The 21,241-nt window shown below is 64.0% G+C and carries 22 protein-coding genes and 1 tRNA gene; 11 read left to right on the plus strand and 12 right to left on the minus strand.

Annotation, left to right across the window (positions count from 1 at the left end; all coding sequences use genetic code 11):
* A complete protein-coding gene (locus ACK4FK_RS07160) occupies positions 1-399 on the plus strand; it encodes a hypothetical protein (protein ID WP_409743145.1) in 399 nt (132 codons plus the stop codon).
* Here ACK4FK_RS07160 and ACK4FK_RS07165 read toward each other — a convergent pair.
* The 4 genes from ACK4FK_RS07165 to ACK4FK_RS07180 all read right to left on the minus strand — a co-directional run bounded on the left by ACK4FK_RS07165 (position 392) and on the right by ACK4FK_RS07180 (position 3,159).
* The gene (locus ACK4FK_RS07165) at positions 392-1,753 is read right to left on the minus strand and encodes a sensor histidine kinase (protein ID WP_409743148.1); all 1,362 of its coding nucleotides are present in this window, start codon (positions 1,751-1,753) and stop codon (positions 392-394) included. The genes ACK4FK_RS07160 and ACK4FK_RS07165 overlap by 8 nt on opposite strands.
* Positions 1,750-2,418, minus strand: coding sequence for a response regulator transcription factor (locus tag ACK4FK_RS07170; RefSeq protein WP_409743151.1), 669 nt, complete (start codon positions 2,416-2,418; stop codon positions 1,750-1,752). The genes ACK4FK_RS07165 and ACK4FK_RS07170 overlap by 4 nt, the downstream gene beginning before the upstream one ends.
* Positions 2,415-2,732 (minus strand): PepSY domain-containing protein, encoded by a 318-nt coding sequence (locus ACK4FK_RS07175; protein ID WP_409743153.1) that lies wholly within the window; start codon positions 2,730-2,732, stop codon positions 2,415-2,417. Before ACK4FK_RS07175 ends, ACK4FK_RS07170 begins: the two co-directional genes overlap by 4 nt.
* A gap of 112 nt (positions 2,733-2,844) precedes the next feature.
* Entirely contained in the window at positions 2,845-3,159 is a 315-nt protein-coding gene (locus ACK4FK_RS07180) for a hypothetical protein (RefSeq protein WP_409743156.1), read from the minus strand.
* On the opposite strand from ACK4FK_RS07180, the gene ACK4FK_RS07185 reads away from it, so the two are divergent.
* From ACK4FK_RS07185 to ACK4FK_RS07195, 3 genes are read left to right on the plus strand one after another with little or no spacing between them, the layout of a single operon-like run.
* Positions 3,143-3,673 (plus strand): hypothetical protein, encoded by a 531-nt coding sequence (locus ACK4FK_RS07185; protein WP_409743159.1) that lies wholly within the window; start codon positions 3,143-3,145, stop codon positions 3,671-3,673. The genes ACK4FK_RS07180 and ACK4FK_RS07185 overlap by 17 nt on opposite strands.
* A complete protein-coding gene (locus tag ACK4FK_RS07190) occupies positions 3,670-4,098 on the plus strand; it encodes a DUF1924 domain-containing protein (protein ID WP_409743162.1) in 429 nt (142 codons plus the stop codon). Before ACK4FK_RS07185 ends, ACK4FK_RS07190 begins: the two co-directional genes overlap by 4 nt.
* Positions 4,053-4,574: a cytochrome C gene (locus tag ACK4FK_RS07195; RefSeq protein ID WP_409743164.1), complete on the plus strand. Its 522-nt coding sequence runs from the start codon at positions 4,053-4,055 to the stop codon at positions 4,572-4,574. Before ACK4FK_RS07190 ends, ACK4FK_RS07195 begins: the two co-directional genes overlap by 46 nt.
* Before the next feature lie 6 nt (positions 4,575-4,580).
* Here ACK4FK_RS07195 and ACK4FK_RS07200 read toward each other — a convergent pair whose 3' ends face one another.
* The 5 genes from ACK4FK_RS07200 to ACK4FK_RS07220 form a co-directional block, all read right to left on the minus strand.
* Positions 4,581-4,880: a DUF6455 family protein gene (locus tag ACK4FK_RS07200; RefSeq protein WP_409743166.1), complete on the minus strand. Its 300-nt coding sequence runs from the start codon at positions 4,878-4,880 to the stop codon at positions 4,581-4,583.
* Positions 4,881-4,997: 117 nt separating this feature from the next.
* A tRNA-Ile gene (locus tag ACK4FK_RS07205) sits at positions 4,998-5,074 on the minus strand.
* Positions 5,075-5,145: 71 nt separating this feature from the next.
* On the minus strand, positions 5,146-7,197 hold the full coding sequence (gene rpoD / locus ACK4FK_RS07210) for an RNA polymerase sigma factor RpoD (protein WP_409743168.1): 2,052 nt from the start codon (positions 7,195-7,197) through the stop codon (positions 5,146-5,148).
* 60 nt (positions 7,198-7,257) lie between these two features.
* The gene (gene dnaG / locus ACK4FK_RS07215) at positions 7,258-9,084 is read right to left on the minus strand and encodes a DNA primase (protein ID WP_409743171.1); all 1,827 of its coding nucleotides are present in this window, start codon (positions 9,082-9,084) and stop codon (positions 7,258-7,260) included.
* Positions 9,085-9,153: 69 nt separating this feature from the next.
* On the minus strand, positions 9,154-9,612 hold the full coding sequence (locus tag ACK4FK_RS07220) for a GatB/YqeY domain-containing protein (protein WP_409743174.1): 459 nt from the start codon (positions 9,610-9,612) through the stop codon (positions 9,154-9,156).
* 301 nt (positions 9,613-9,913) lie between these two features.
* Between ACK4FK_RS07220 and carA the strand changes: the two genes are divergently transcribed.
* The 5 genes from carA to ACK4FK_RS07245 are packed head-to-tail and all read left to right on the plus strand — an operon-like array spanning position 9,914 to position 16,447.
* Positions 9,914-11,089 (plus strand): glutamine-hydrolyzing carbamoyl-phosphate synthase small subunit, encoded by a 1,176-nt coding sequence (carA, locus tag ACK4FK_RS07225; RefSeq protein WP_409743177.1) that lies wholly within the window; start codon positions 9,914-9,916, stop codon positions 11,087-11,089.
* 26 nt (positions 11,090-11,115) lie between these two features.
* Entirely contained in the window at positions 11,116-14,349 is a 3,234-nt protein-coding gene (carB, locus tag ACK4FK_RS07230) for a carbamoyl-phosphate synthase large subunit (protein WP_409743180.1), read from the plus strand.
* A 30-nt stretch (positions 14,350-14,379) separates the two neighbouring features.
* Positions 14,380-14,853: a transcription elongation factor GreA gene (greA, locus tag ACK4FK_RS07235; protein ID WP_409743183.1), complete on the plus strand. Its 474-nt coding sequence runs from the start codon at positions 14,380-14,382 to the stop codon at positions 14,851-14,853.
* Between the two features lie 28 nt (positions 14,854-14,881).
* Positions 14,882-15,742, plus strand: coding sequence for an alpha/beta hydrolase (locus ACK4FK_RS07240; protein ID WP_409743186.1), 861 nt, complete (start codon positions 14,882-14,884; stop codon positions 15,740-15,742).
* A gap of 12 nt (positions 15,743-15,754) precedes the next feature.
* A complete protein-coding gene (locus ACK4FK_RS07245; protein WP_409743188.1) occupies positions 15,755-16,447 on the plus strand; it encodes a response regulator transcription factor in 693 nt (230 codons plus the stop codon).
* A gap of 6 nt (positions 16,448-16,453) precedes the next feature.
* Here the strand turns inward: ACK4FK_RS07245 and ACK4FK_RS07250 are convergent, their stop codons facing one another.
* Complete coding sequence (locus tag ACK4FK_RS07250; protein WP_409743192.1) at positions 16,454-17,209, minus strand: enoyl-CoA hydratase/isomerase family protein; 756 nt, start codon at positions 17,207-17,209, stop codon at positions 16,454-16,456.
* Between the two features lie 125 nt (positions 17,210-17,334).
* Between ACK4FK_RS07250 and ACK4FK_RS07255 the strand changes: the two genes are divergently transcribed.
* Positions 17,335-18,168 carry an MBL fold metallo-hydrolase gene (locus ACK4FK_RS07255; protein ID WP_409743195.1) on the plus strand — a complete coding sequence of 278 codons (834 nt, stop codon included), beginning with the start codon at positions 17,335-17,337 and terminating at the stop codon, positions 18,166-18,168.
* Positions 18,169-18,183: 15 nt separating this feature from the next.
* Positions 18,184-19,038, plus strand: a complete 855-nt coding sequence (locus ACK4FK_RS07260; protein ID WP_409743198.1) for a class I SAM-dependent methyltransferase — start codon at positions 18,184-18,186, stop codon at positions 19,036-19,038.
* On the opposite strand, the gene ACK4FK_RS07265 is transcribed toward ACK4FK_RS07260, so the two are convergent.
* On the minus strand, positions 19,035-20,198 hold the full coding sequence (locus ACK4FK_RS07265; protein WP_409743201.1) for an ABC transporter permease: 1,164 nt from the start codon (positions 20,196-20,198) through the stop codon (positions 19,035-19,037). The genes ACK4FK_RS07260 and ACK4FK_RS07265 overlap by 4 nt on opposite strands.
* Positions 20,199-20,205: 7 nt before the next feature.
* Positions 20,206-21,231 carry an ABC transporter permease gene (locus tag ACK4FK_RS07270; RefSeq protein WP_409743204.1) on the minus strand — a complete coding sequence of 342 codons (1,026 nt, stop codon included), beginning with the start codon at positions 21,229-21,231 and terminating at the stop codon, positions 20,206-20,208.
* Between the last annotated feature and the right edge of the window lie 10 nt (positions 21,232-21,241).

The following is a 21,241-nucleotide window of genomic DNA, read 5'->3' on the forward strand; positions in this document are numbered from 1 at the left end:
ATGGCCGAGCCCATCGAACAGCGGGTGCGGACATTGGCGATACACTCGGTGGGGCGTGGTTGTTTTTTTGCCGCCCTGGCGATCTGGTGCGTGATGATCGGGCTGATCGCCGAACCGATGCAGGCCCTGAAGGCCGGGGCGATCCTCACGATGCTGACAGCCTGCGTGCTGTTGCTGAAGGCAGGGCAGGTCACGCGCAGGTCGTACAAGAAGACCGAGGTCTGGATCCTGCTGGGCCGGCAGATCGAGCTGACGCCGGAAGTGGCGCAGCGCATCATAACGGTCACGCTGCGCGACCTGTATCTGCGGTGCACTCTCTATGCCACGGTCATCGCGGTCGTGTTCTGGCTGCTGGCGCTGGTGCTCTGGATCGGCGGCGTGAAATTCGGGCTCAGGTGAGCAGACTAGCAGGAGCAGGCAGCGTAACTGTGGCGCGTAAGCCCCCGAGTTCAGAGCGGTCGAGGGTCAGGCTTCCACCATTGATACTGGCAAGATCGCTGACGATCCCAAGCCCCAGGCCCCAGCCGGGCATCGCCTCGTCGAGCCGAACGCCACGGCGGGTAACCCTGGCCGCCTGATCCGGCGAAAGCCCCGGGCCATCGTCTTCCACGCAGATTGTCAGATTGCCGGTTGCCGCAGCCGTCACGCGGACCCGGCGGCGAGCCCATTTGCAGGCGTTTTCCATAAGATTGCCGAGCATTTCCTCCAGATCTTCGCGCCCGCCACGGAACTGGATGTCGGCGGGCACCTGAATATCGATCCCGATGCGGCGGCTGGCATGGATGCGCCCGAGCACGGCAGCGATTTCCTCGACGACAGGCCTGATCGGGATCTCGATCCCCAGCGCACGACCGGAACCCGCCGTTGCCGAGGCGCGTGCCAGATGGTGTTCGATCAGGCGGGCCATGATGCGGACCTGCTCGTCCATGATCGCCTTGTCGGATGCGGTATGCAGTTCGCTGCGCAAGACAGAAAGCGGCGTCTTCAGGCTATGGGCCAGATTGCCGACATGCGTGCGGGCGCGTTCAATCAGGTCTGCATCATGGTCCAGAACGGCATTCATCGCCTCGGCCACCGGGGCGATTTCTTGCGGGTATTTTCCGGCCAGACGCAGAGTGTCGCCGCGCCGGATTGCTGCGAGATCGGCGGTCATGATCCGCAGCGGGCTGAGACCGTAGCGGACCTGCAGAACGACGGCAAAAGCCATGCCGACGACAAACAGGCCCAATGCCGTCAGCAGCAGTAAATTGAAACTGCGGATTCGCTCATCCAGTTCGCGCCGGTCGCTGGCGACCAGAATGTGAACAGGTCCGGCAATGCCGGGAAATTGCAGGTCGCGCTCGGCCACCAGCAGCATCTCGCCGCGTGGACCGGCAATTTCATGTCGGCGCATCTCGGTGCCATCCTCATGGACGGGAAGAGTGCTGTCCCATAACGAGCGCGAGCGGATCAGGCGTCCGGAGGGCTCGGCCACCTGCCAGTACCAGCCCGAGAAAATCTGCTCGAACCGTGGATCGCCCAGCGGCCGTGTGATGACGAGGTTGCCGTCCGGGCCGATATCCGTCACCGCGCTCATGCCGCGCAGCAGGGCGTCGAGGCGCTGGCCGAATTCCTGCAACACAGACTCGCGGAATGCTGTCGTCAGGATGATGCCGCCGGTCGAGAGCAGGACAAGCATCCAGATCAGCCCGGCGCCGACCAGCCGCAGCGTGAGCGATGGTCCGCGTCCAGGCGCTTGCCCGAGGTCCGTCATGGCGCCGCATCCTCGGCCATGCGATAGCCCTGTCCGCGTACAGTGTGGATCAGCTCGGCCCCGAGCTTACGTCGGATGCGGCCGATCAGCACTTCCAGAACATTGGAGTCGTTGTCGAAATGCCGGTCATAGACATGCTCGATCAGTTCGCTGCGACTGACCAGCTTGCCGGTATGATGGATCAGGTAAGACAGGATGCGGAATTCCTGCGCCGTCAGTTGCAGCGGCACGCCGTCGAAGCTGAAGCGGCCGGACAATGTGTCGAGCCGCAGTTTGCCGCAGGCCAGTTCCGGCTGGGCATGGCCGGCGGCGCGGCGGATCAGGGCATGCAGGCGGTAGACCACTTCGTCCATCTCGAACGGCTTGGTCACATAGTCGTCGGCGCCGGCCTGAAAGCCGGCCATCTTTTCGCTCCAGCGGCTGCGCGCCGTGAGAATCAACACGGGGAAGGTCCGGCCGGCTTCGCGCCAGCGTCGCAGGATGGTGACGCCATCAATCTTGGGCAGGCCGAGATCGAGTACGGCGGCATCGTAGGATTCCGTATCGCCCAGATGCCAGCCTTCCTCCCCGTCATAGGCGACATCGACAGCAAAGCCGGCGGCCTGCAGTGTCTGCTGCAGGCGCAGGGCCAGGGCAGGTTCATCCTCAATGACAAGAATTCTCATTTGCGACGGTCGTGGCCATCCCGCTGCAGCGGCATGCCGCTCCGTGCATCATAATAAAGCTTCACAACCCGACCTTCGACGGTCAGCAGCTTGAGTTCATACACCATCCGGCCGTGCTCATGCTCCAGTTCGGCCTCGATCAACTGCCCACCATGGGTCTTTTCAGCCTCGGCCAGAATATCCCGCAAAGGCTTGATTTCACCGGATTCCACGGCGCGACGGGCGCGGTCGTGATCGGTCTCGCCAGCCGCTGCCGGATATACGGCGGGCAGCAGGATCAGTCCGGTGATGAGCAGGAAGTAGAGGATTTTCATAACGCCAGTTTAACTGCGTGAAGCTGAACGGCAGATGAATGAGCCGGTCAGACTGGGTTCAGCGGCTCAGGGGCATAATCCAGTCTGGTTGAACAATGGAGCGAAACCCATGTTACGCAAGATGCTTCTTCAGGGCCTGATTGCAGCGGCCATTATCGCCGGTGCGGCCGCGGTTTATGCCGGCACGGCCGGTGATCCACCGATCCCGGAATCCGGCAAGACCCAGGCCACTCCCCATGCGACTCCGGCGGCGGTTCGAACCGATACCGGCTATCTGCAGCCCCAGACGCGCCACGCAGGCAAACATGGCGATGATCATGACCGGGACGCCAGAGACGGTCGCAAGAAAGACCGCGCGCATCATTCGGATCGCCGTCATCGCGACCATGACGACGATTGAGGGCAGGGTCATGGCGAAATTCAGCATTGCAAAACTCTCGTTGCCATTACTCCGCCTGTGGCATGCCGCTCTGGCGGGCGGCTTTCTGGTCGCCTACCTGACGGCGGATGAGGACACCTATGCCCTGCATCTCTTCGCGGGCTACGTCGTGCTGGCGGCCATTGCTGTCCGCCTGCTGGTCGGTGTCTTCGCGCCGCCGGGCAATCTGTGGCGCCTGCCACGTCCCAGCATAACTGGCACGCTGGCCTGGTTCGGCCGCAGGCGCGGACGCAACCCGTTTTTCGCCTGGTTCGCCGTGGCGCTGCTCGGGTTTGTCGGGCTGGCGGCGGCCACCGGCGCCATTGCCGATTTCGTCACCTGGATGGAAGACCTGCATGAGGGCGTGGCGGAAACCGCGCTGTGGGTGATCTTCGGCCATATCGCCTTTGTGATCGCCATCTACAACGGCCGCCGCATCGCTGGCTGGCTTTCGCAGCGCCTGTCCGGTGGCGGCCTGTCCGGTGGCGGTTTGTCGCGCAATGGCAGGGAAGTCGTGCGATGAAATGGCGATACGGGCTTGCATTGGCCGGCGCGGTCATCATCCTGCCTCTGGCCGCATTGGCGGCCGGCAACACGGAACGCGCCGCGATTCTGGCCGATTATGCGGCCAAGGCGCGCGCCGCCGATCCGGGCTTCGCCGGGTTCTCGGCGCAACGTGGCGCGGCGCTGTTCCGCGGCAGTTTCACCGGCGGCGATGCGCGCACGCCATCCTGCGTGTCCTGTCATACCGCCGATCCGCGTCAGCCCGGCCGCAATGCCAAGACCGGCCGGCCGATCGACCCCGTAGCGGTTTCCGTCGATCCGCGGCGCTATACCGACGCGACCCAAGTCGACAAGCATTTCACACGCGACTGCAAAAGCGTACTTGGCCGGGACTGCACATGGCCGGAGCGCGGCGACTACATCACCTTCATGATGGGGCAATAGGGGTGCCCTGGTTTCCGGCCCTGATCGTCGCGGCAAGCCTGTTGGCAGCCATGCCTACGATCTCCCATGCGGGTGGAAAGCATGTCGCGCCCGTTGATGATCCCCTGATCAAGAAAGTCTGCGGCGAATGCCATATGGCATTTCCACCGGGCCTGCTGCCGGGTCGTTCTTGGTCGGCGCTGATGCGGGACCTGTCCGACCATTTCGGCGATGAGATCGTCCTGCCCGCAGCACAGGCCACGCAAATCGAGGCTTATCTGGTCAGCCAGGCTGGCGATGCCGCCGCCGGCCGCGGGTTGCGTGACTTCATGCGCTGGGTGGCGCCGACGGGAGTGCCGCGCAGGATCACGGAGAATTCGGCTTTCCTGCGCGAGCATGATTTTCCTGACCGTGTTTGGCGTAATCCGAAGGTGGTCACCAAATCGAACTGCCCGGCCTGCCATGCAGGCGCCAGTCAGGGATGGTTCGATGATTAAGGCCGCTTACTGATCCGACCACTTGCCCGGCATCGCCGGCGGGGTTTGGCCCGGCGCATGATGAGGCAGGGCCTCGAACCGGTCGGCATTCGGGCAGAAACGGCGGTAGCCGTCATCGGTCGCCCCGGCCTCGAACCAGCGCTGGCATTCATCGGCGTTGCGACAGAAGAAGCAGGCGCGCGCCGCGCCGCCCAGCTTTGTGCCCAGCGCGACCAGGGCCGAGGCCTCCAGATCCACGTTCAGGCGATCCATCATCCTCTGCATCAGGCCGGCGCGGCGGTCGATGGCATTGCACAGGGTGTCCATGGCCGGGTCCTCCTCGTGAAATCGTTGGAGGCCAGCCTATTCCTTCCCCGCGACCCGGCTTTGCGCTGGATCAACAAAGGGCCTCATGCCGGAGCGGGATGATGGCGAAGGGGGGAATGGTGGGCCCGGCAGGACTTGAACCTGCAACCAGACCGTTATGAGCGGCCGGCTCTAACCAGTTGAGCTACAGGCCCCACCTGTTCCGGGCGGTGCAGCCCGAAAAGCATTCCGGAAAACGGACGCCCCGGGTGTCGGGGCGCCGGTCTTACGTATCCAGGAACGAGCGCAATTTACGCGAGCGGCTCGGGTGCTTCAACTTCCGCAGGGCCTTGGCCTCGATCTGGCGGATACGTTCGCGCGTCACCGAGAACTGCTGACCGACCTCCTCCAGCGTGTGATCGGTGTTCATGCCGATGCCGAAGCGCATGCGCAGCACGCGCTCCTCGCGCGGGGTAAGCGTGGCCAGAACCCGCGTGGTGGTTTCGCGCAGGTTGGAGTTGATGGCGGCATCCACCGGCAGGACGGCGTTCTTGTCCTCGATGAAATCGCCCAGATGTGAATCCTCCTCGTCGCCGATCGGCGTCTCGAGGCTGATCGGCTCCTTGGCGATCTTGAGCACCTTGCGCACCTTCTCCAGCGGCATGCCCAGCTTGGCGGCCAGCTCTTCCGGGGTCGGCTCGCGGCCGATCTCGTGCAGCATCTGGCGGCTTGTGCGCACCAGCTTGTTGATCGTCTCGATCATGTGCACCGGAATGCGGATGGTGCGGGCCTGATCGGCGATCGAACGGGTGATCGCCTGCCGGATCCACCAGGTGGCGTAGGTCGAGAATTTATAGCCGCGACGGTATTCGAACTTATCAACCGCCTTCATCAGGCCGATATTGCCTTCCTGGATCAGATCAAGGAACTGCAGGCCGCGGTTGGTGTATTTCTTGGCAATGGAAATGACGAGGCGCAGGTTGGCCTCCACCATTTCCTTCTTGGCCACGCTGGCCTCGCGTTCGCCCTCGCGCACCAGCTTGTAGATGCGCTTGAATTCCGAGATCGGCAGGCCGAATTCGGTGGCGATCGCGGCGATCTGCTCGCGGATCGGATTGACTTCCTTCGCGCCGGCCTCGCCGAAGCGGACCCAGCCCTTGTGGGTCTTGAGCTTGCCCACCTTGGACAGCCAGTTCGGATCGAGTTCCTGGCCCTCATACTGCTTGAGGAACTCGTCGCGCGGAATCTTGAAGCTTTCGGCGCTGCGCAGCAGGCGGCCTTCCAGCATCATCAGCCGCTTGTTCAGGCTGTAGAGGTTCTCCACCAGCATCTCGATGCGGGTGTTGTTCAGGTGCACCGATTCCATCAGGCGCACCATCTCGTGCTTCAGCTTGAGATAGGACTTGTCCTTCTTGGCGTCGATATCGGCATGCACCAGAGCGGCCTGCAGGCGCTCTTCATGGGTTTTCTGCAGCTTCTTGTAGTGCTTGGCGATCGCATCGAAGGCTTCCAGCACCTGCGGCTTGAGCTGGGCCTCCATGGCCGCCAGCGACAGGTTGGCCTCGTCCTCCTCGTCCAGTTCCTCCGGCGCGGGCGCGGCCTCGGCCTCCGGCTCGCCGGCATCCTTGGCTTTCTTCTTTTCCGCCTTCACCGGTGCAGGGGCCTCGGCCTTGGCCGGCTTGGCCTCAACCTTGGGCGGCTGCGCGGCGGCTGCGGCTTCTTCTTCCTCGACGCCTTCGAGCGCGGCGCCATCCGGGCCGCCGCCGCCGCCCAGCGTTGCTTCCAGGTCAACCACGTCGCGCAGCAGGATCTTGCCGTCCACCAGGTCGTCGCGCCATTTCACGATGGCCTGGATGGTCAGCGGGCTTTCGCAGATCGCGCCGATCATCTTCTCGCGGCCGGCCTCGATGCGCTTGGCGATGGCGATCTCGCCCTCGCGCGACAGCAGCTCGACCGAACCCATTTCGCGCAGATACATGCGCACCGGATCATCGGTGCGGTCCACCTCGGCCTTGGCCGGAGCGGTCTCGCCATCGGCGGCCTCGGTATCCAGCTCGGCTTCTTCCTTTTCGGCCGGCGCTTCTTCCTGCTCCTCGGATTCCACGATGGTGATGCCCATCTCGGACAGGATCGCCATCGTGTCTTCGATCTGCTCGGAGGAAACCTGCTCCGGCGGCAGCACGGCATTGATCTCGTCGTAGGTGACGTAGCCGCGCTCCTTGGCTTTCGCCAGCATGCGCTTGATGGCGGCCGTGGAGGCGTCGATCAACGGGGTGTCGACGGTCTCTTCCTTTTCCGGGGCTTCCGCGTTGTCAGGGGCCGCTGCTTGTTTCGCCATGCCGGTTCCTAACTCGTCCTGTCTCTAAAAAACACAAAGCCGCCCCGTCGAGGGAACGGCTCATTCCGTATCCGATGCCGAAACCTGGCTGCGCGCCGAACCGACCTCTGCCTTCAGGGCCACGAAACGCTGCCATGCCTCGGGGTTGGTATTATTCGCCAGCTCGGCTTCCGCTGCCGCCAGCTCCTGTTCCAGTTCTGCCAACCGGTAACGCTGCACGGCCTGCCACCACCCTCGCTCTACCTTGTCCGGTGGGGTCTCGCTGCGCGCAAACGGCTCCAGAATCCGCCCGGCCTCGCCAGTCACAAGGTCGAGTTGAGCGCCGAGTCCTCGCTGCCTGAGATGGGTTGCGAAGGCCTCGCCGTCAAGACCCGGATGGCGGGAGGCTTCTTCTAGAATCCGGCTCTTAAGGCTGTCAAGCGGCCCAGGGGGAAAGGCCAGGGCGGCAAAGGCCTCGCCATGCTCCTCCAGCAGCCAGGGATGGGCCAGCACGGCGGCCAGCAGGGCCTTCTCGGTACGCCCCTGGCTGGAGGCCACGGGGCCGCGGAAACCCTCCTGCTGCTGGGGCCTGCCGTTGGGGAAGCCCGGGCGGCTTCGCGGCGACCAGGTCCGGGGCGGGGGGGCGAACAGGGTTCTCAGGCGGCTGCGGAAATGGTCGCGGTAGTGGTTCTGGACAGCCGGATTCCTGATCTGGTTGGCCAGGCCGAACAGGGCGGCTTCCAGGGCGGCCCGGCGCTCCGGGGTGTCCAGCGGCCGGCCCTCGGTTTCCTTGCGCCAGAGGATGTCGGCCATGGGCAGGGCAGCGGCCAGCACCTCTTCCATGGCCTGGCGGCCCTGGCTGCGCACCAGATCGTCCGGATCCTGGCCGGCCGGCAGAATGGCGAAGCGGAAGGAATGGCCGGGTTCCAGCAGGGGCAGGGCGCGGTCGGCGGCGCGCATGGCGGCCCGGATGCCGGCATTGTCGCCGTCGAAGCACAGGATCGGTTCGGCACAGAGGCGCCAGAGCAAGGCGATCTGCTCCTCGGTCAGCGCCGTGCCCAGCGGCGCCACGGCGTGCTCGATGCCGGCCTGGGCCAGGGCGATCACGTCCATGTAGCCCTCCACCACCACGACGGTGCCGCTTTCGCGCGCCGCCTCGCGGGCCAGGGCGTGGTTGTAGAGATTGCGGCCCTTGTGGAACAGCAGCGTCTCGGGCGAATTGAGGTATTTCGCCGGGGCGTCGGCATCCAGCGCGCGGCCGCCGAAGGCGATCACCCGGCCGCGCCGGTCGCCGATGGGAAACATCACGCGGTGGCGGAAGCGGTCATAGCTCGGGCCGCCGTCGTCCGGCTTGATCAGCAGTCCGGCCTCGATCAGCAGTGGTTCGGGCAGGCCGCGCGCCAGCAGCGCCTCTTTCAGGGCGGTTCGGCTCTGCGGGGCATAGCCGATGCGAAAACGCTCGATGGTTTCGGGTTTCAGGCCGCGTTTCTGAATATATGCCCGCGCCTCGGCGCCAACGCCGGCCTGGAACTGGGCCTGGAACCACTTGGCGGCCTCTTCCATCGCCTTGCCCAGGGTGGCGACCTGGTCGGCCTTCTGGCGGTCTTCCGGCCGCACCTGTGGCACGGCCAGGCCGGCTTCCTGGGCCAGTTGCTCGACGGCCTCGGGAAAAGCCAGGCCGCTGTTGCGCATGACGAAGCCGATCACGTCGCCATGGGCGCCGCAGCCGAAGCAGTGGAAAAAGCCCTTGTCGTCGTTGACCGTGAAGGAGGGCGATTTTTCATTGTGGAAGGGGCAGAGGCCAGTGAATTCACGGCCGCGCTTGATCAGGCGGACCGAACGGCCGACCACGCCCGACAGCGGCAGCCGGTTGCGCAGTTCCTCAAGAAAGGAATCGGGAAACGCCATGCTTCTCCCTGCGCCGATTCTGCCTGTTTCCGGCCGCCCGGTGATCCGACTCGGACGACTCGGGCGGGGTCAACTCAGCTGACTTTTAAGAATAGCCGCGGCCTTGGCGAAGTCCATCTGGCCGGCATATTTGGCCTTCAGCACGCCCATGGCCTTGCCCATGTCCTTGATGCCCTGGGCGCCGACTTCGGCGATGGCGGCGCGGGCAGCGGCCTCGACCTCGGCTTCCGACAACTGCTTGGGCAGGAAGCTCTCGATCACCGCGATCTCGGCCTTTTCCTTGTCGGCGAGGTCCTGGCGATCGCCCTGTTCGTACATCGTGATCGACTCGCGGCGCTGCTTCACCATGGTCTGCAGCAGCGAGAGAATGGCGTCGTCGGGGATGCCGGTACGGTCGTCGCCCGAGGTACGGGCGGCGATGTCGCGGTCCTTCAGGGCGGCGAGAATCAGGCGCAGGGTGGCAATGCGCTGGGCATCCTTTGCCTTCATGGCATCCTTGAGCGCCTGGTTGAGCGTCTCGCGCAGCATCGTATGTCCCCCAGCGGTGATGGAATCGGAGCGGTTTTTGAAAGGCGCGCAGCATAGCCCAAGCAAGGGCGACTCGCAAAAGGAATAAATATTTGATTTTTCTATACTTTTAGGCGCAACCCCGGTCTTGACGCTGGCGGGGGTTTTGGTATGGTCCGGCCTCGGTTGACGCGGCGCCCGCCGCCGCCGAAATCACCGTAGAATAGCTGTGCCGTACCGCCGGAGCCGGGTTCCCCGTATCGCCCTCCGGTGGTTTTTTGCGGCCTGCAGCCTGCCCGATTAGAGTTTGATGGAGCCCCCAATGGCCGAGACACCGAAATACGCTGCACCCCCGGGCCCGGGCTATACCGGCGTCGTGGTGCTGGCGGATGGCAGCGTGTTCTGGGGCCATGGACTGGGCGCCGAAGGCGATGCGGTTGGCGAGGTCTGCTTCAACACCTCGATGACCGGCTATCAGGAAATCCTCACCGACCCCTCCTATGCCGGCCAGATCATCACCTTCACCTTTCCGCATATCGGCAATGTCGGCACCAATCCCGAGGATATCGAAACCCAGGGCGTCGCCGCCCGCGGCCTGATCCTGCGGGCGCCGATCACCGCGCCGTCCAATTTCCGCGCCGACAGCCACCTGAACGACTGGCTGAAGCTGCGCAACCTGGTCGGCGTGTCGGGCATCGACACCCGCGCCATGACCCGGCGCATCCGCGACCTGGGCGCGCCCAACGGCGTTGTCGCCCATGCAAAAGACGGCAAGTTCGACCTCGCCGCGCTGCATGCCAAGGCGAAGGACTGGCCCGGCCTGGAAGGCATGGACCTCGCCGCCGAGGTAAGCTGCCGCCAGAGCTATAGCTGGGACGAGACGCGCTGGGCGCTTGGCCGGGGCTACGGCAAGCAGACCGCGCCGAAATACCATGTCGTCGCACTCGATTTCGGCATCAAGCGCAACATCCTGCGTTCGCTCGCCACCGCCGGCTGCAAGGTCACCGTCCTGCCGGGCAACAGCACGGCGGAAGACGTGCTGCGGCACAAGCCCGACGGTGTGTTCCTCTCCAATGGCCCGGGCGACCCGGCCGCCACCGGCGTTTATGCCGTGCCCACCATCAAGGCGCTGGTCGACAGCGGCAAGCCGGTCTTCGGCATCTGCCTCGGCCACCAGATGCTGGCGCTGGCGCTGGGCGGCAGGACGGCGAAGATGGAGCGCGGCCATCGCGGCGCCAACCATCCGGTGAAGGACCTGGAAACCGGCAAGGTGGAGATCACCAGCCAGAATCACGGCTTCTGCGTGGTGGAGGAAAGCCTGCCGAAGAACGTGGTGCGCAGCCATGTCTCGCTGTTCGACGGCTCCAACGAGGGCCTGAAGCTGACCGACAAGCCGGTCTTCTCGGTGCAGTATCACCCCGAGGCTTCGCCAGGTCCGCAGGACAGCCATTACCTGTTCGATCGTTTCGTCAAACTGATGGAGCGGCAGCGCGGCTGAATGCCGGCGCCGCTTCCAGGTGGATCATGCCCAAACGCACTGACATCAAGAGCATCCTCATCATCGGCGCCGGTCCCATCGTGATCGGCCAGGCCTGCGAATTCGACTATTCCGGCACGCAGGCCTGCAAGGCGCTGAAGGAGGAGGGCTATCGCGTCATCCTGATCAACTCCAACCCGGCCACGATCATGACCGATCCGGGCCTGGCGGATGCCACCTATGTCGAGCCGATCACGCCCGAGATCGTCGCCAAGGTGATCGAGAAGGAACGGCCCGATGCGCTGCTGCCCACGATGGGCGGCCAGACCGCGCTGAACACCGCGATGAAGCTGGCCGAGAACGGCACGCTGGAAAAACTGGGCGTGAATCTGATCGGCGCCAGCCGCGAGGCCATCGCCATGGCCGAAGACCGCGAACTGTTCCGTCAGGCGATGAACCGCCTGAAGCTCGACATGCCGCGCTCGGGCACGGCGCATACGCTGGACGAGGCGCGCGCGCTGCTGGCCACCGTCGGCCTGCCGGCGGTGATCCGGCCGTCGTTTACGCTGGCCGGCACCGGCGGCGGCATCGCCTATACGCGCGAGGAATTCGACGAGATCGTGCTGCGCGGCCTCGATGCCTCGCCCACCACCGAAGTGCTGATCGATGAATCGGTGCTGGGCTGGAAGGAATACGAGATGGAGGTTGTCCGCGACAAGAAGGACAACTGCATCATCGTCTGCTCGATCGAGAATATCGATCCGATGGGCGTGCATACCGGCGACAGTGTGACCGTCGCGCCGGCATTGACGCTGACCGACAAGGAATACCAGATCATGCGCGACGCCTCGATGGCGGTATTGCGCGAGATCGGCGTCGAGACTGGCGGCTCGAACGTGCAGTTCGCGGTCAACCCGGCCGATGGCCGCATGGTGGTTATCGAGATGAACCCGCGTGTGTCGCGTTCATCCGCGCTGGCGTCCAAGGCGACCGGTTTCCCCATCGCCAAGGTGGCGGCCAAGCTGGCGGTGGGCTACACGCTGGACGAACTGATGAACGACATCACTGGCGTGACGCCGGCCTCGTTCGAGCCGACCATCGATTACATCGTCACCAAGATGCCGCGCTTCACCTTCGAGAAGTTCCCCGGCACCGACCGGCTGCTGAACACCTCGATGAAGTCGGTCGGCGAGGCGATGTCGATGGGCCGCAGCTTCCAGGAAAGCCTGCAGAAGGCCCTGCGCTCGATGGAAACCGGCCTGACCGGCCTGAACGAAGTGACGATTCCCGATGCCGATGAGCCGGATGGCAAGGAAGCCATCGTGGCGGCGCTGGCGCGGCCGACGCCCGACCGCCTGCTGGTGATCGCCCAGGCCTTCCGCCACGGCTTGAGCATTGCCGAGGTTCATGCCGCCTGCAAATACGACCCCTGGTTCCTCGAGCAGATCGCCGAGATCGTGCGCACGGAGGAGCGGGTTCGCAGGGAAGGGCTGCCGCAAGATGCCAACAGCCTGCTGGCGCTGAAACGCATGGGCTTTTCCGACGCGCGGCTGGCAGAGCTGGCGGTCCGCAAGGAAGCCGAGGTAACGGCGCAGCGTCGCAAGCTGGGCGTCGTGCCGGTGTTCAAGCGGGTGGATACCTGCGCGGCGGAATTCGAGAGCCGCACGCCCTATATGTATTCGACCTACGAGTTCGGCGCGCAGGCCGAATGCGAGGCGCAGCCGCAGGACCGCACCAAGGTGATGATCCTGGGCGGTGGACCGAACCGCATCGGCCAGGGCATCGAATTCGACTATTGCTGCGTGCATGCGGCCTATGCGCTGAAGGAAGCCGGGTACGAGACCATCATGGTCAACTGCAACCCGGAAACCGTCTCGACCGACTACGACACTTCCGACCGCCTTTATTTCGAGCCGCTGACGGTGGAAGACGTGCTTGAGATCGTGCGCGTCGAACAGTCGAAGGGCAAGCTGCTGGGCGTGATCGTGCAGTTCGGCGGACAGACCCCGCTGAAGCTCGCCGCCGGACTGGAGGCGGCCAATGTGCCGATCCTCGGCACCTCGCCGGACGCCATTGACCTGGCCGAAGACCGTGAGCGCTTCCAGCAACTGCTGCAGAAACTCGATCTCAAGCAGCCGGCCAATGGCATCGCCCGTTCGGAGGATGAGGCGCGCGCCGTGGTGGCCAAGATCGGCTATCCGGTGGTGATCCGTCCGTCCTACGTCCTGGGCGGCCGCGCCATGGAGATCGTGCGCAACAGCGCACAGCTCGAACGCTATATGACCGAAGCCGTCAGGGTCTCCGGTTCCTCGCCGGTGCTGATCGACAGTTACCTGTCGGACGCCATCGAGGTGGATGTCGACTGCCTGGCCGATGGCGAGACACAGTTCGTCGCCGGCGTGATGGAGCATATCGAAGAAGCCGGCATCCATTCCGGCGACAGCGCCTGCACCCTGCCGCCCTACAGCCTGCCGCCGGCCATCATCGACGAGATCAAGACGCAGACCGAGGCGCTGGCGCGTGCATTGAAGGTCGTGGGCCTGATGAACGTGCAGTATGCGGTGAAGGATGGGGTGGTCTACATCCTAGAGGTCAACCCGCGTGCATCGCGCACGGTGCCTTTCGTCGCCAAGGCCATCGGCCAGCCGCTGGCCAAGATCGCCTCGCGCGTGATGGCGGGCGAGAAGCTGGCCAGTTTCAACCTGCACGAAACCCGGAACGATCATATTGCGGTGAAGGAAGCCGTATTCCCCTTCGCGCGGTTCCCCGGCGTCGACATCATCCTCGGCCCCGAGATGAAATCGACCGGCGAGGTCATGGGCATCGACCGCGATTTCGGCACGGCTTTTGCCAAGGCCCAGATTGCCGCCGGCACCGTTCTGCCTCTGGTGGGCAGCGTGTTCATATCGGTCCGCGACGGTGACAAGCCGGCACTGGTGGACGCCGCCCGCCGCCTGCTCGAAATGGGCTTCGAGGTGGTGGCCACCGCCGGCACTGCGCGCTTCTTCGAGGAGCACGGCATTGCAGTCCGCCGCGTGAACAAGGTGATGGAAGGCCGCCCGCATGTGGTGGACGCCATGAAGAACGGTGAGATCCAGCTGGTGTTCAATACCTCCGAGGGCGTGGCCTCGATCCGCGACAGTTTCGACCTTCGTCGCACCGCGCTGATGAACAAGATTCCGTATTTCACCACGGTTGCCGGCGCCAAGGCGGCAGTTCGCGCCATCGAGGCGCTGCGGTCGGGAAGTCTTGCCGTGGTGCCGCTGCAGGCTTATTTTTGATTTTTTGACGGTCAGACAGGAAGGGGAATTATGCAGAAGATTCCGATGACCGCGACCGGCTACCAGCGTCTGGAGGCCGAGCTGAAGAATCTGAAGACAGTGGAACGGCCGGCGGTGATCCGGGCGATTTCGGAAGCGCGCGAGCATGGCGACCTGTCGGAGAACGCCGAATACCATGCCGCGAAAGAGCGTCAGGGCTGGATCGAGAGCCGCATTCTCGAGCTGGAGGACAAGCTGCGCCGCGCCGAAGTGATCGACGTTTCCAAGCTGTCGGGCGACAAGGTGAAATTCGGCGCCACCGTAGTACTGGCCGATGAAGATAGCGGCGAGGAAAGCACCTACCAGATCGTCGGCGCCGACGAGGCCGACATCAAGTCGGGCCTGCTCTCGATCACTGCGCCGCTGGCGCGCGCGCTGGTCGGCAAGGCCGAGGGCGACACCGTCGAGGTCACGACTCCGGGTGGCGCCAAGGCCTACGAGATCGTCTCGGTCGAGTACAAGTAAGGCGCGAGGCGCGGCGATGGGAGTCCCGATGGATCGCGCGACTCTCGACCGGCTCTACAACAACCGGGCCGCGGTGCCGGCGCACCAGCAGGATATCGACCGTTGGGCGGCCGAAAGCGCGGCGACGCGACAGGCCCTGCCGTGCCGGCTGGATATTCCATATGGCGCGCATCCGCGCGAGACGCTGGATCTCTTTACCGCATCCGAGCCCGGCAGGCCGCTGGTGGTCTTCATCCATGGCGGCTACTGGCAGGCGCTGGACAAGTCGTCGTTCAGTTTTGTTGCCCGCGGTTTTGTCGGCCCAGGAGATTCTCCTTTGGCGAATGTCGCGGTCCTGAGCTATCCGCTGGCGCCCGAGGCCGACATGGACAGGATCGTGGCTTCGGTCCGCCGCGCCTTGTTGTGGCTATGGCGCGAGGCCGCGCCGTTGGACCTGGATCGCAACCGGATTTTCGTCAGCGGCCATTCCGCTGGCGGTCATCTCACCGCAATGGCGGCGCTGACCGAATGGGAGAAGCTGGACGGTGCCGCGCCTGCCGACCTGGTGAAGGGAGGGCTGAGCATTTCCGGCCTCTATGACCTTCTGCCGATCCGGCATTGTTATCTGAATGACCGGCTGGGCATGGACGATGTGGTGGCCCTGCGCAATTCGCCGCTGCCTCTGGTGGCCGGCTGGGCACGGCCGCTGCCGCCGATGGTCTGCGCCGTGGGAGGCGCCGAGACGCCGGCGTTTCTGGAGCAGCAACACGATTTTGTGACGGCCTATGGACAACGTGGCGGCAAGGTGACCGCGGTCACAGCGCAGGGCCGGCATCATTTCGATATCCTGTACGGCATGGCGCAGCCCGGCGGGGACCTGCAGACGGCCATGGCCGTATTGCTGCGCTGAGGAGGAGGGGGGATGAGCGGACAGAAGCGCGTTCTGCTGGTCGATGACGATCGCACCCTGCAATCCCTGTTGGCCGAGCAGCTCGAAACCATCAAGGAATTCTCCACCACTTGCGTGAACGATGCCGCCGCCGCGCTGGCGTTGGCTCCGGGCGAGCATTTTGACCTGCTGCTGCTCGATGTCGGCCTGCCCGACATGGATGGCCGCGACCTCTGCCGCAAGCTGCGCGAGAAGGGCGTGCGTGCGCCGATCATCATGCTCACGGCTGCCGATGGCGAAGCCGATACGATCCTGGGCCTGGAATCGGGGGCCAACGATTACGTTACCAAGCCATTCAAGATGGGCGTGTTGCTGGCGCGCATCCGGGCGCAGTTGCGTCAGTTCGAACAGAGCGAGGACGCAGTTTTCGGCATTGGCCCCTACACCTTCCGGCCGGCCAGCAAACTGCTGCTCGACAACGAAAAGGCCGGCAAGAAGGTCCGGCTGACCGAGAAGGAAACCGCAATCCTGAAGTACCTATTGCGTGCCGGCATGAAGCCGGTGCCGCGGGAAACCCTCTTGGCCGAGGTCTGGGGCTACAATGCGGGGGTCTCCACCCACACGCTGGAGACCCATATCTATCGCCTGCGCCAGAAGATCGAGCGCGATCCAGGCGCGGCGCAGTTGCTGATCACCGATCCGGGTGGGTATCGGCTGCAGCCCTGAGCGGTGTCAGCGTCCGGTGAAAGCAGGCGGCCGCTTCTCGGCCATTGCCTTGCGGCCTTCCTGAAAATCCTCGCTGCGGAAGCTGGCCGCGGCGCGGTCGCGGGCCGCCTGCTCGTCGAACAGGCCGCTGGCGATCTCGTTCAGGCTCAGCTTCATGCCGCGCACGGCCTGCGGCGCTAGTCCGCAGAGCGTACGGGACAGGGCTTCGCCTCGAGCGAGCAATTCTTCCGCAGGCACCAACCAATCAACGAAATTGCAGTGCAGCATATCGGCATCGTCGAAGGTCTGGGTGGCCAGAAACAGTCGCTTGGCGGCGCCGAGGCCCAGCCGCGTCACCGCACGCTTCAGCCCGTGCGGATGATACTGGATGCCCAGTTTCGCCGGTGGAATGAAGCATTTGATGCCCGGCACGCCCATGCGGAAATCGCAGGCCAGCGCCAGGTCCGTGCCGCCGCCATAGACGCCGCCCTGCAGCAGGCAGAGCGTCGGGAAAGGCATGGCTTCCAGACGATCCGCCACGCGTTCGAGCGGATTGTCGCGCCAGTCATGGCCTGCCACCGAACCGAAATCGACGCCGGCGCAAAAGCTTTTCCCTTCGGCGCGCAGAATCAGTGTGCGGATATCGCCCCGTGCGGCCAGATCGACTAACGCTGCGTCAAGCGCCTCGAGGTCAGCAATTTCAAGGGCATTGTGCTTTTCAGGGCGGCAGAATGTGATGGTCGCCAGCAAATCTTGGATTTCTGCAATAAAAGCTTGAGACATCGCACTATCCGCCCTTAATCTTTCCTATGTCACATTTCCGCACAGACCCCGCCGACCGGCAAGGGTCGGTCACAGTTGACGGCACTCCATCCCACGACGCTGACGGGATAAAAAAGGAGGCCATAGTGGGGGTTGAAGAGTTCTACGTGCGCTTCTGGGGCGTCCGCGGCAGCATCGCGGTCGGCTCGCCGGAAGTGATGCGCTACGGCGGCAACACGTCGGCGCTGGAGATTCGCTGCGGTTCGCATCTTTTTCTTTTCGATGCGGGCACGGGTATTCGTGCGCTCGGCATCGCTCTGCAGCAGGCACAGGCCCCCGTCGATGCGGACATCTTCTTCACCCACACCCATTACGACCATGTCTGCGGTCTGCCGCATTTCTGCCCGGCCTTCGATCCGCGCAATACCTTCCGCATCCATGCCGGGCATGTCACCGAGGCCGAGGGCATCAAAAACGTGTTGAAGCAGATGATGTGCTCGCCGTTGTTTCCGGTGCCGCTGGAAATCTTCCAGGCCAATCTGAGCTTCCATGATTTCCGGCAGGGCGAAGTGCTGAATCCGAGGCCCGGCGTCACCATCCGCACGGGACCCTTGAGCCACCCCGATCTTGCCACCGGCTATCGTGTCGAATATGGCGGCAAGTCGATCTGCTACCTGACGGATACAGAGCATCCCGCCGATGGGCTGGACCAGAATATCCTGAACCTCATTCGCGGCGCCGATATGGTGATCTATGATTCGATGTATACTGACGAGGAATATGCCTGCCGCAAGGGTTGGGGCCATTCCACCTGGCAGGCCGGCGCAAAGCTCTGCGATGCGGCCGACGTGAAAACGTTCGTCGTGTTCCATCACGATCCCGAGCATGATGATGCCTTCATGGATCGCGTTGCCGCCGAGCTTGAAGTCGCGCGGCCTGGTTCGGTCGTGGCCCGCGAGGGCCTGATTCTCCGCCCCTGAACCGACGGACTGCCGATGAGCAAATCCTGGCGCCGGCTTCGCATGGGGCTGCAGACCCTGATCGCGCCGAGATTTGGCCTGCGCCGACAGGGCTTTTTCATTCCCTACCGCTATGCCGACAGCGTATCGCCACGGCAGCCGGCCTATGATGCCATAGCCGAGATTTTTGCCGCCCAGGAAGCCGCTTTTCATGTGGTTCTGGATGACGCCGATGGCCATGCCGACGCCCTTGGCCGGATCGCGGCGGAGCGCGAGGCGGGCGGAACCGGTCCGCGGTTCGACCAGAGCTGGTTCCCGACGCTGGATGCCGTCGTGGCCTATACGCTGGTGCGGCGGCTGCGGCCCAGGCGAATTGTCGAGGTTGGCTCTGGCCATTCCACCCGCTTTCTGGCGCGTGCCGTGGCCGATGCACGGCTCGATACGGCGATCACAGCCATCGACCCGCAGCCGCGCGCGACCCTAACGGGCCTGCCGATCCGCTTTGTGCCGGCCGTGGTACAGACCGCCGATCCGACGCTGTTTGCCGCGCTGGAGCCGGGCGACATCCTCTTCATCGATTCAAGCCATATCCTGATGCCGGGCACCGATGTGGATTGGCTGTTCAGTCGGGTGCTGCCACGCCTGGTTCCCGGCGTAGTCGTGCATATCCACGACATCTTCCTGCCAGACGATTATCCGCAAAACTGGCTGTGGCGCGGCTATAACGAACAGCAGGCGGTGGCGCCGCTAATGATCGGCGGGTTCCGTCCGCTTTTCGCCAGCCATTATGCCGCCACCCGCATGGCCAGCCATGTGCAGGCCGGCATTGTCGGCCGGCTGCCGCATGCGGCAGAAGCCGTGCCCGCCAGCCTGTGGCTGCAGAAGCGCTAGCGGTATGGATCGGCGGCGTCGCGCAAACCGTCGCCGAAGAAGTTGAAGGCCAATACCACGACGATCACGGGTATCGCGGGCGCCATCAGCCAGGGATACAGGGCGACCACATTGATATTCTGCGCCTCGTTGAGCAGCACGCCCCATGACGTGATCGGCGGCCGCAGGCCGAGGCCCAGGAATGACAGCGCCGTTTCGCCCAGGATCATCGAGGGGATCGACAGCGTGGCCGAGGCGATCAGGTGGCTCATGAAGCTGGGCAGGAGATGGCGGCCGATGATGCGACCGGGAGAGGCTCCCATCAATCGCGCCGCAGTGGCGAAATCCTCCTCGCGCAGCGCCAGCAGCTTCGATCTGACGGCGCGCGCCAGGCCGGGCCAGTCGAGCAGGCCGAGAATGATGGTGATGCCGAAATAGACCAGGATTGGCGACCAGGTGACCGGCAGGGCGGCCGATAGAGCCATCCACAGCGGCAGCTCCGGCAGACTGCGGATCAGTTCGATCAGGCGCTGGATCGAACTGTCGATCCAGCCGCCGTAATAGCCCGAGATACCGCCCAGAACGATGCCGATCAGGAAGCTGATGGCGATGCCGATCAGGCCCACGGTGAGCGAAATGCGGGTACCATAGACGATGCGCGAGAATATGTCGCGCCCGAGCCGGTCGGTGCCGAGCAGGTAGAATTGTCCGCCTTCGCTGGGGCAGACGAAATGGAAGCGCATGGGGATCATGCCCCAGAACTCGTATGGATCCCCCTGGCAGAAGAAGCGCAGCGGCTGCACCCGGCTGGTGTCGGGTGAATATTCGCGCCGCAGAGTCTCGGTATTCATCTTGAAGCGCAGGCCATAGACGAATGGCCCGACGAATTTCCCGTCATGGAACAGGTGGATCTCATGCGGGGGGGCATAGATCGCGCGCGGATTTCGGGTCTGCAGGTTGTAGGGCGCAATGAATTCGGAAAACAGGGTGGAGGCATAGATCAGCAGCAGGATCACGCCGCTCCACAGGCCCAAGCGGTGCCGGCGGAATTTCCACCACATCATCTGCCATTGCGATGCGCGATAATAACGCTCCTGTTCCGGCGTCATGCCCTCGATCGAATAGGGATCGAATGGCGCGGGATTGACCCAGTGTTCGGGCTTGCGGGATGTTTCGCTCATGGCCAGCCTATTTCGCCACGCCGCCGGTGAGGCGAATGCGCGGATCAAGCAGAGCCAGCAGGATGTCGGAAATCAGCATGCCGACCACGGTGAGCAGGGCGAGGAACATCAGGAACGATCCCGCCAGATACTGGTCCAGCGACTGCAGGGCGCCAAGCAGCATCGGCCCTGCGGTTGGCAGGCTCATCACAACAGACACGATCACCGAACCCGACACGACGGACGGCAGCAGGTTGCCGATATCGGAAATGAAAGGGTTCAGCGCCATGCGGATCGGGTATTTCACCAGCAGGCGCAGCGGCGGCAGGCCTTTGGCGCGCGCCGTCGTGACATACTGCTTCTGCAGCTCGTCCAGCAGATTCGCCCGCAGCCGGCGGATCATCGCGGCGGTGCCCGATGTGCCGATCACGATCACCGGCACCACCATGTGCGCCATCAGGGAGCCGATCTTCTCCGCGTTCCACGGCTGATCGATCAGCTCCGGATCAACGAGGCCGCCCATCGATACCCCGAACCAGCGGTTCGAATAATACAGCAGCACCAGGGCCAGCAGGAAATTCGGCGTGGCAAGGCCAATATAACCCAGCAGGGTGAATCCGTAGTCACCCCAGGAATACTGCCGCGTGGCGGAGTACACGCCGATTGGGAAGGCGACAACGTAAATGAACAGGATGGTGAAGAAATTGATGATCGCCGTCATCACAAGACGGTCGCCGATCAACTCTCCGACGGGGCGGTTGTATTCAAACGACCAGCCCCAGTCGCCCTGCAGCAGGCCGGAAAAGCCATTCGGTCCCGGCCAGAAGCCCATCCAGATCGCGTACTGTTCCACCATGGGCCGGTCCAGGGCATACTGGCTGCGCAGGAATTCGGCGCGCTCCAGCGCGCTGGTTTCGCCCTGGGCGCGCAATTCGGCGATCTGGTTGGTCAGGTAGTCGCCGGGCGGCAGTTTTATGATGATGAAAATGAACAGACTGATCACCAGCAGAGTGGGGATCATCAGCAGCAGGCGGCGCGCGAGATACAGAAGCATTGATCCAGCC

Source organism: Ferrovibrio sp. (assembly GCF_046297895.1).
GTDB lineage: Bacteria > Pseudomonadota > Alphaproteobacteria > Ferrovibrionales > Ferrovibrionaceae > Ferrovibrio.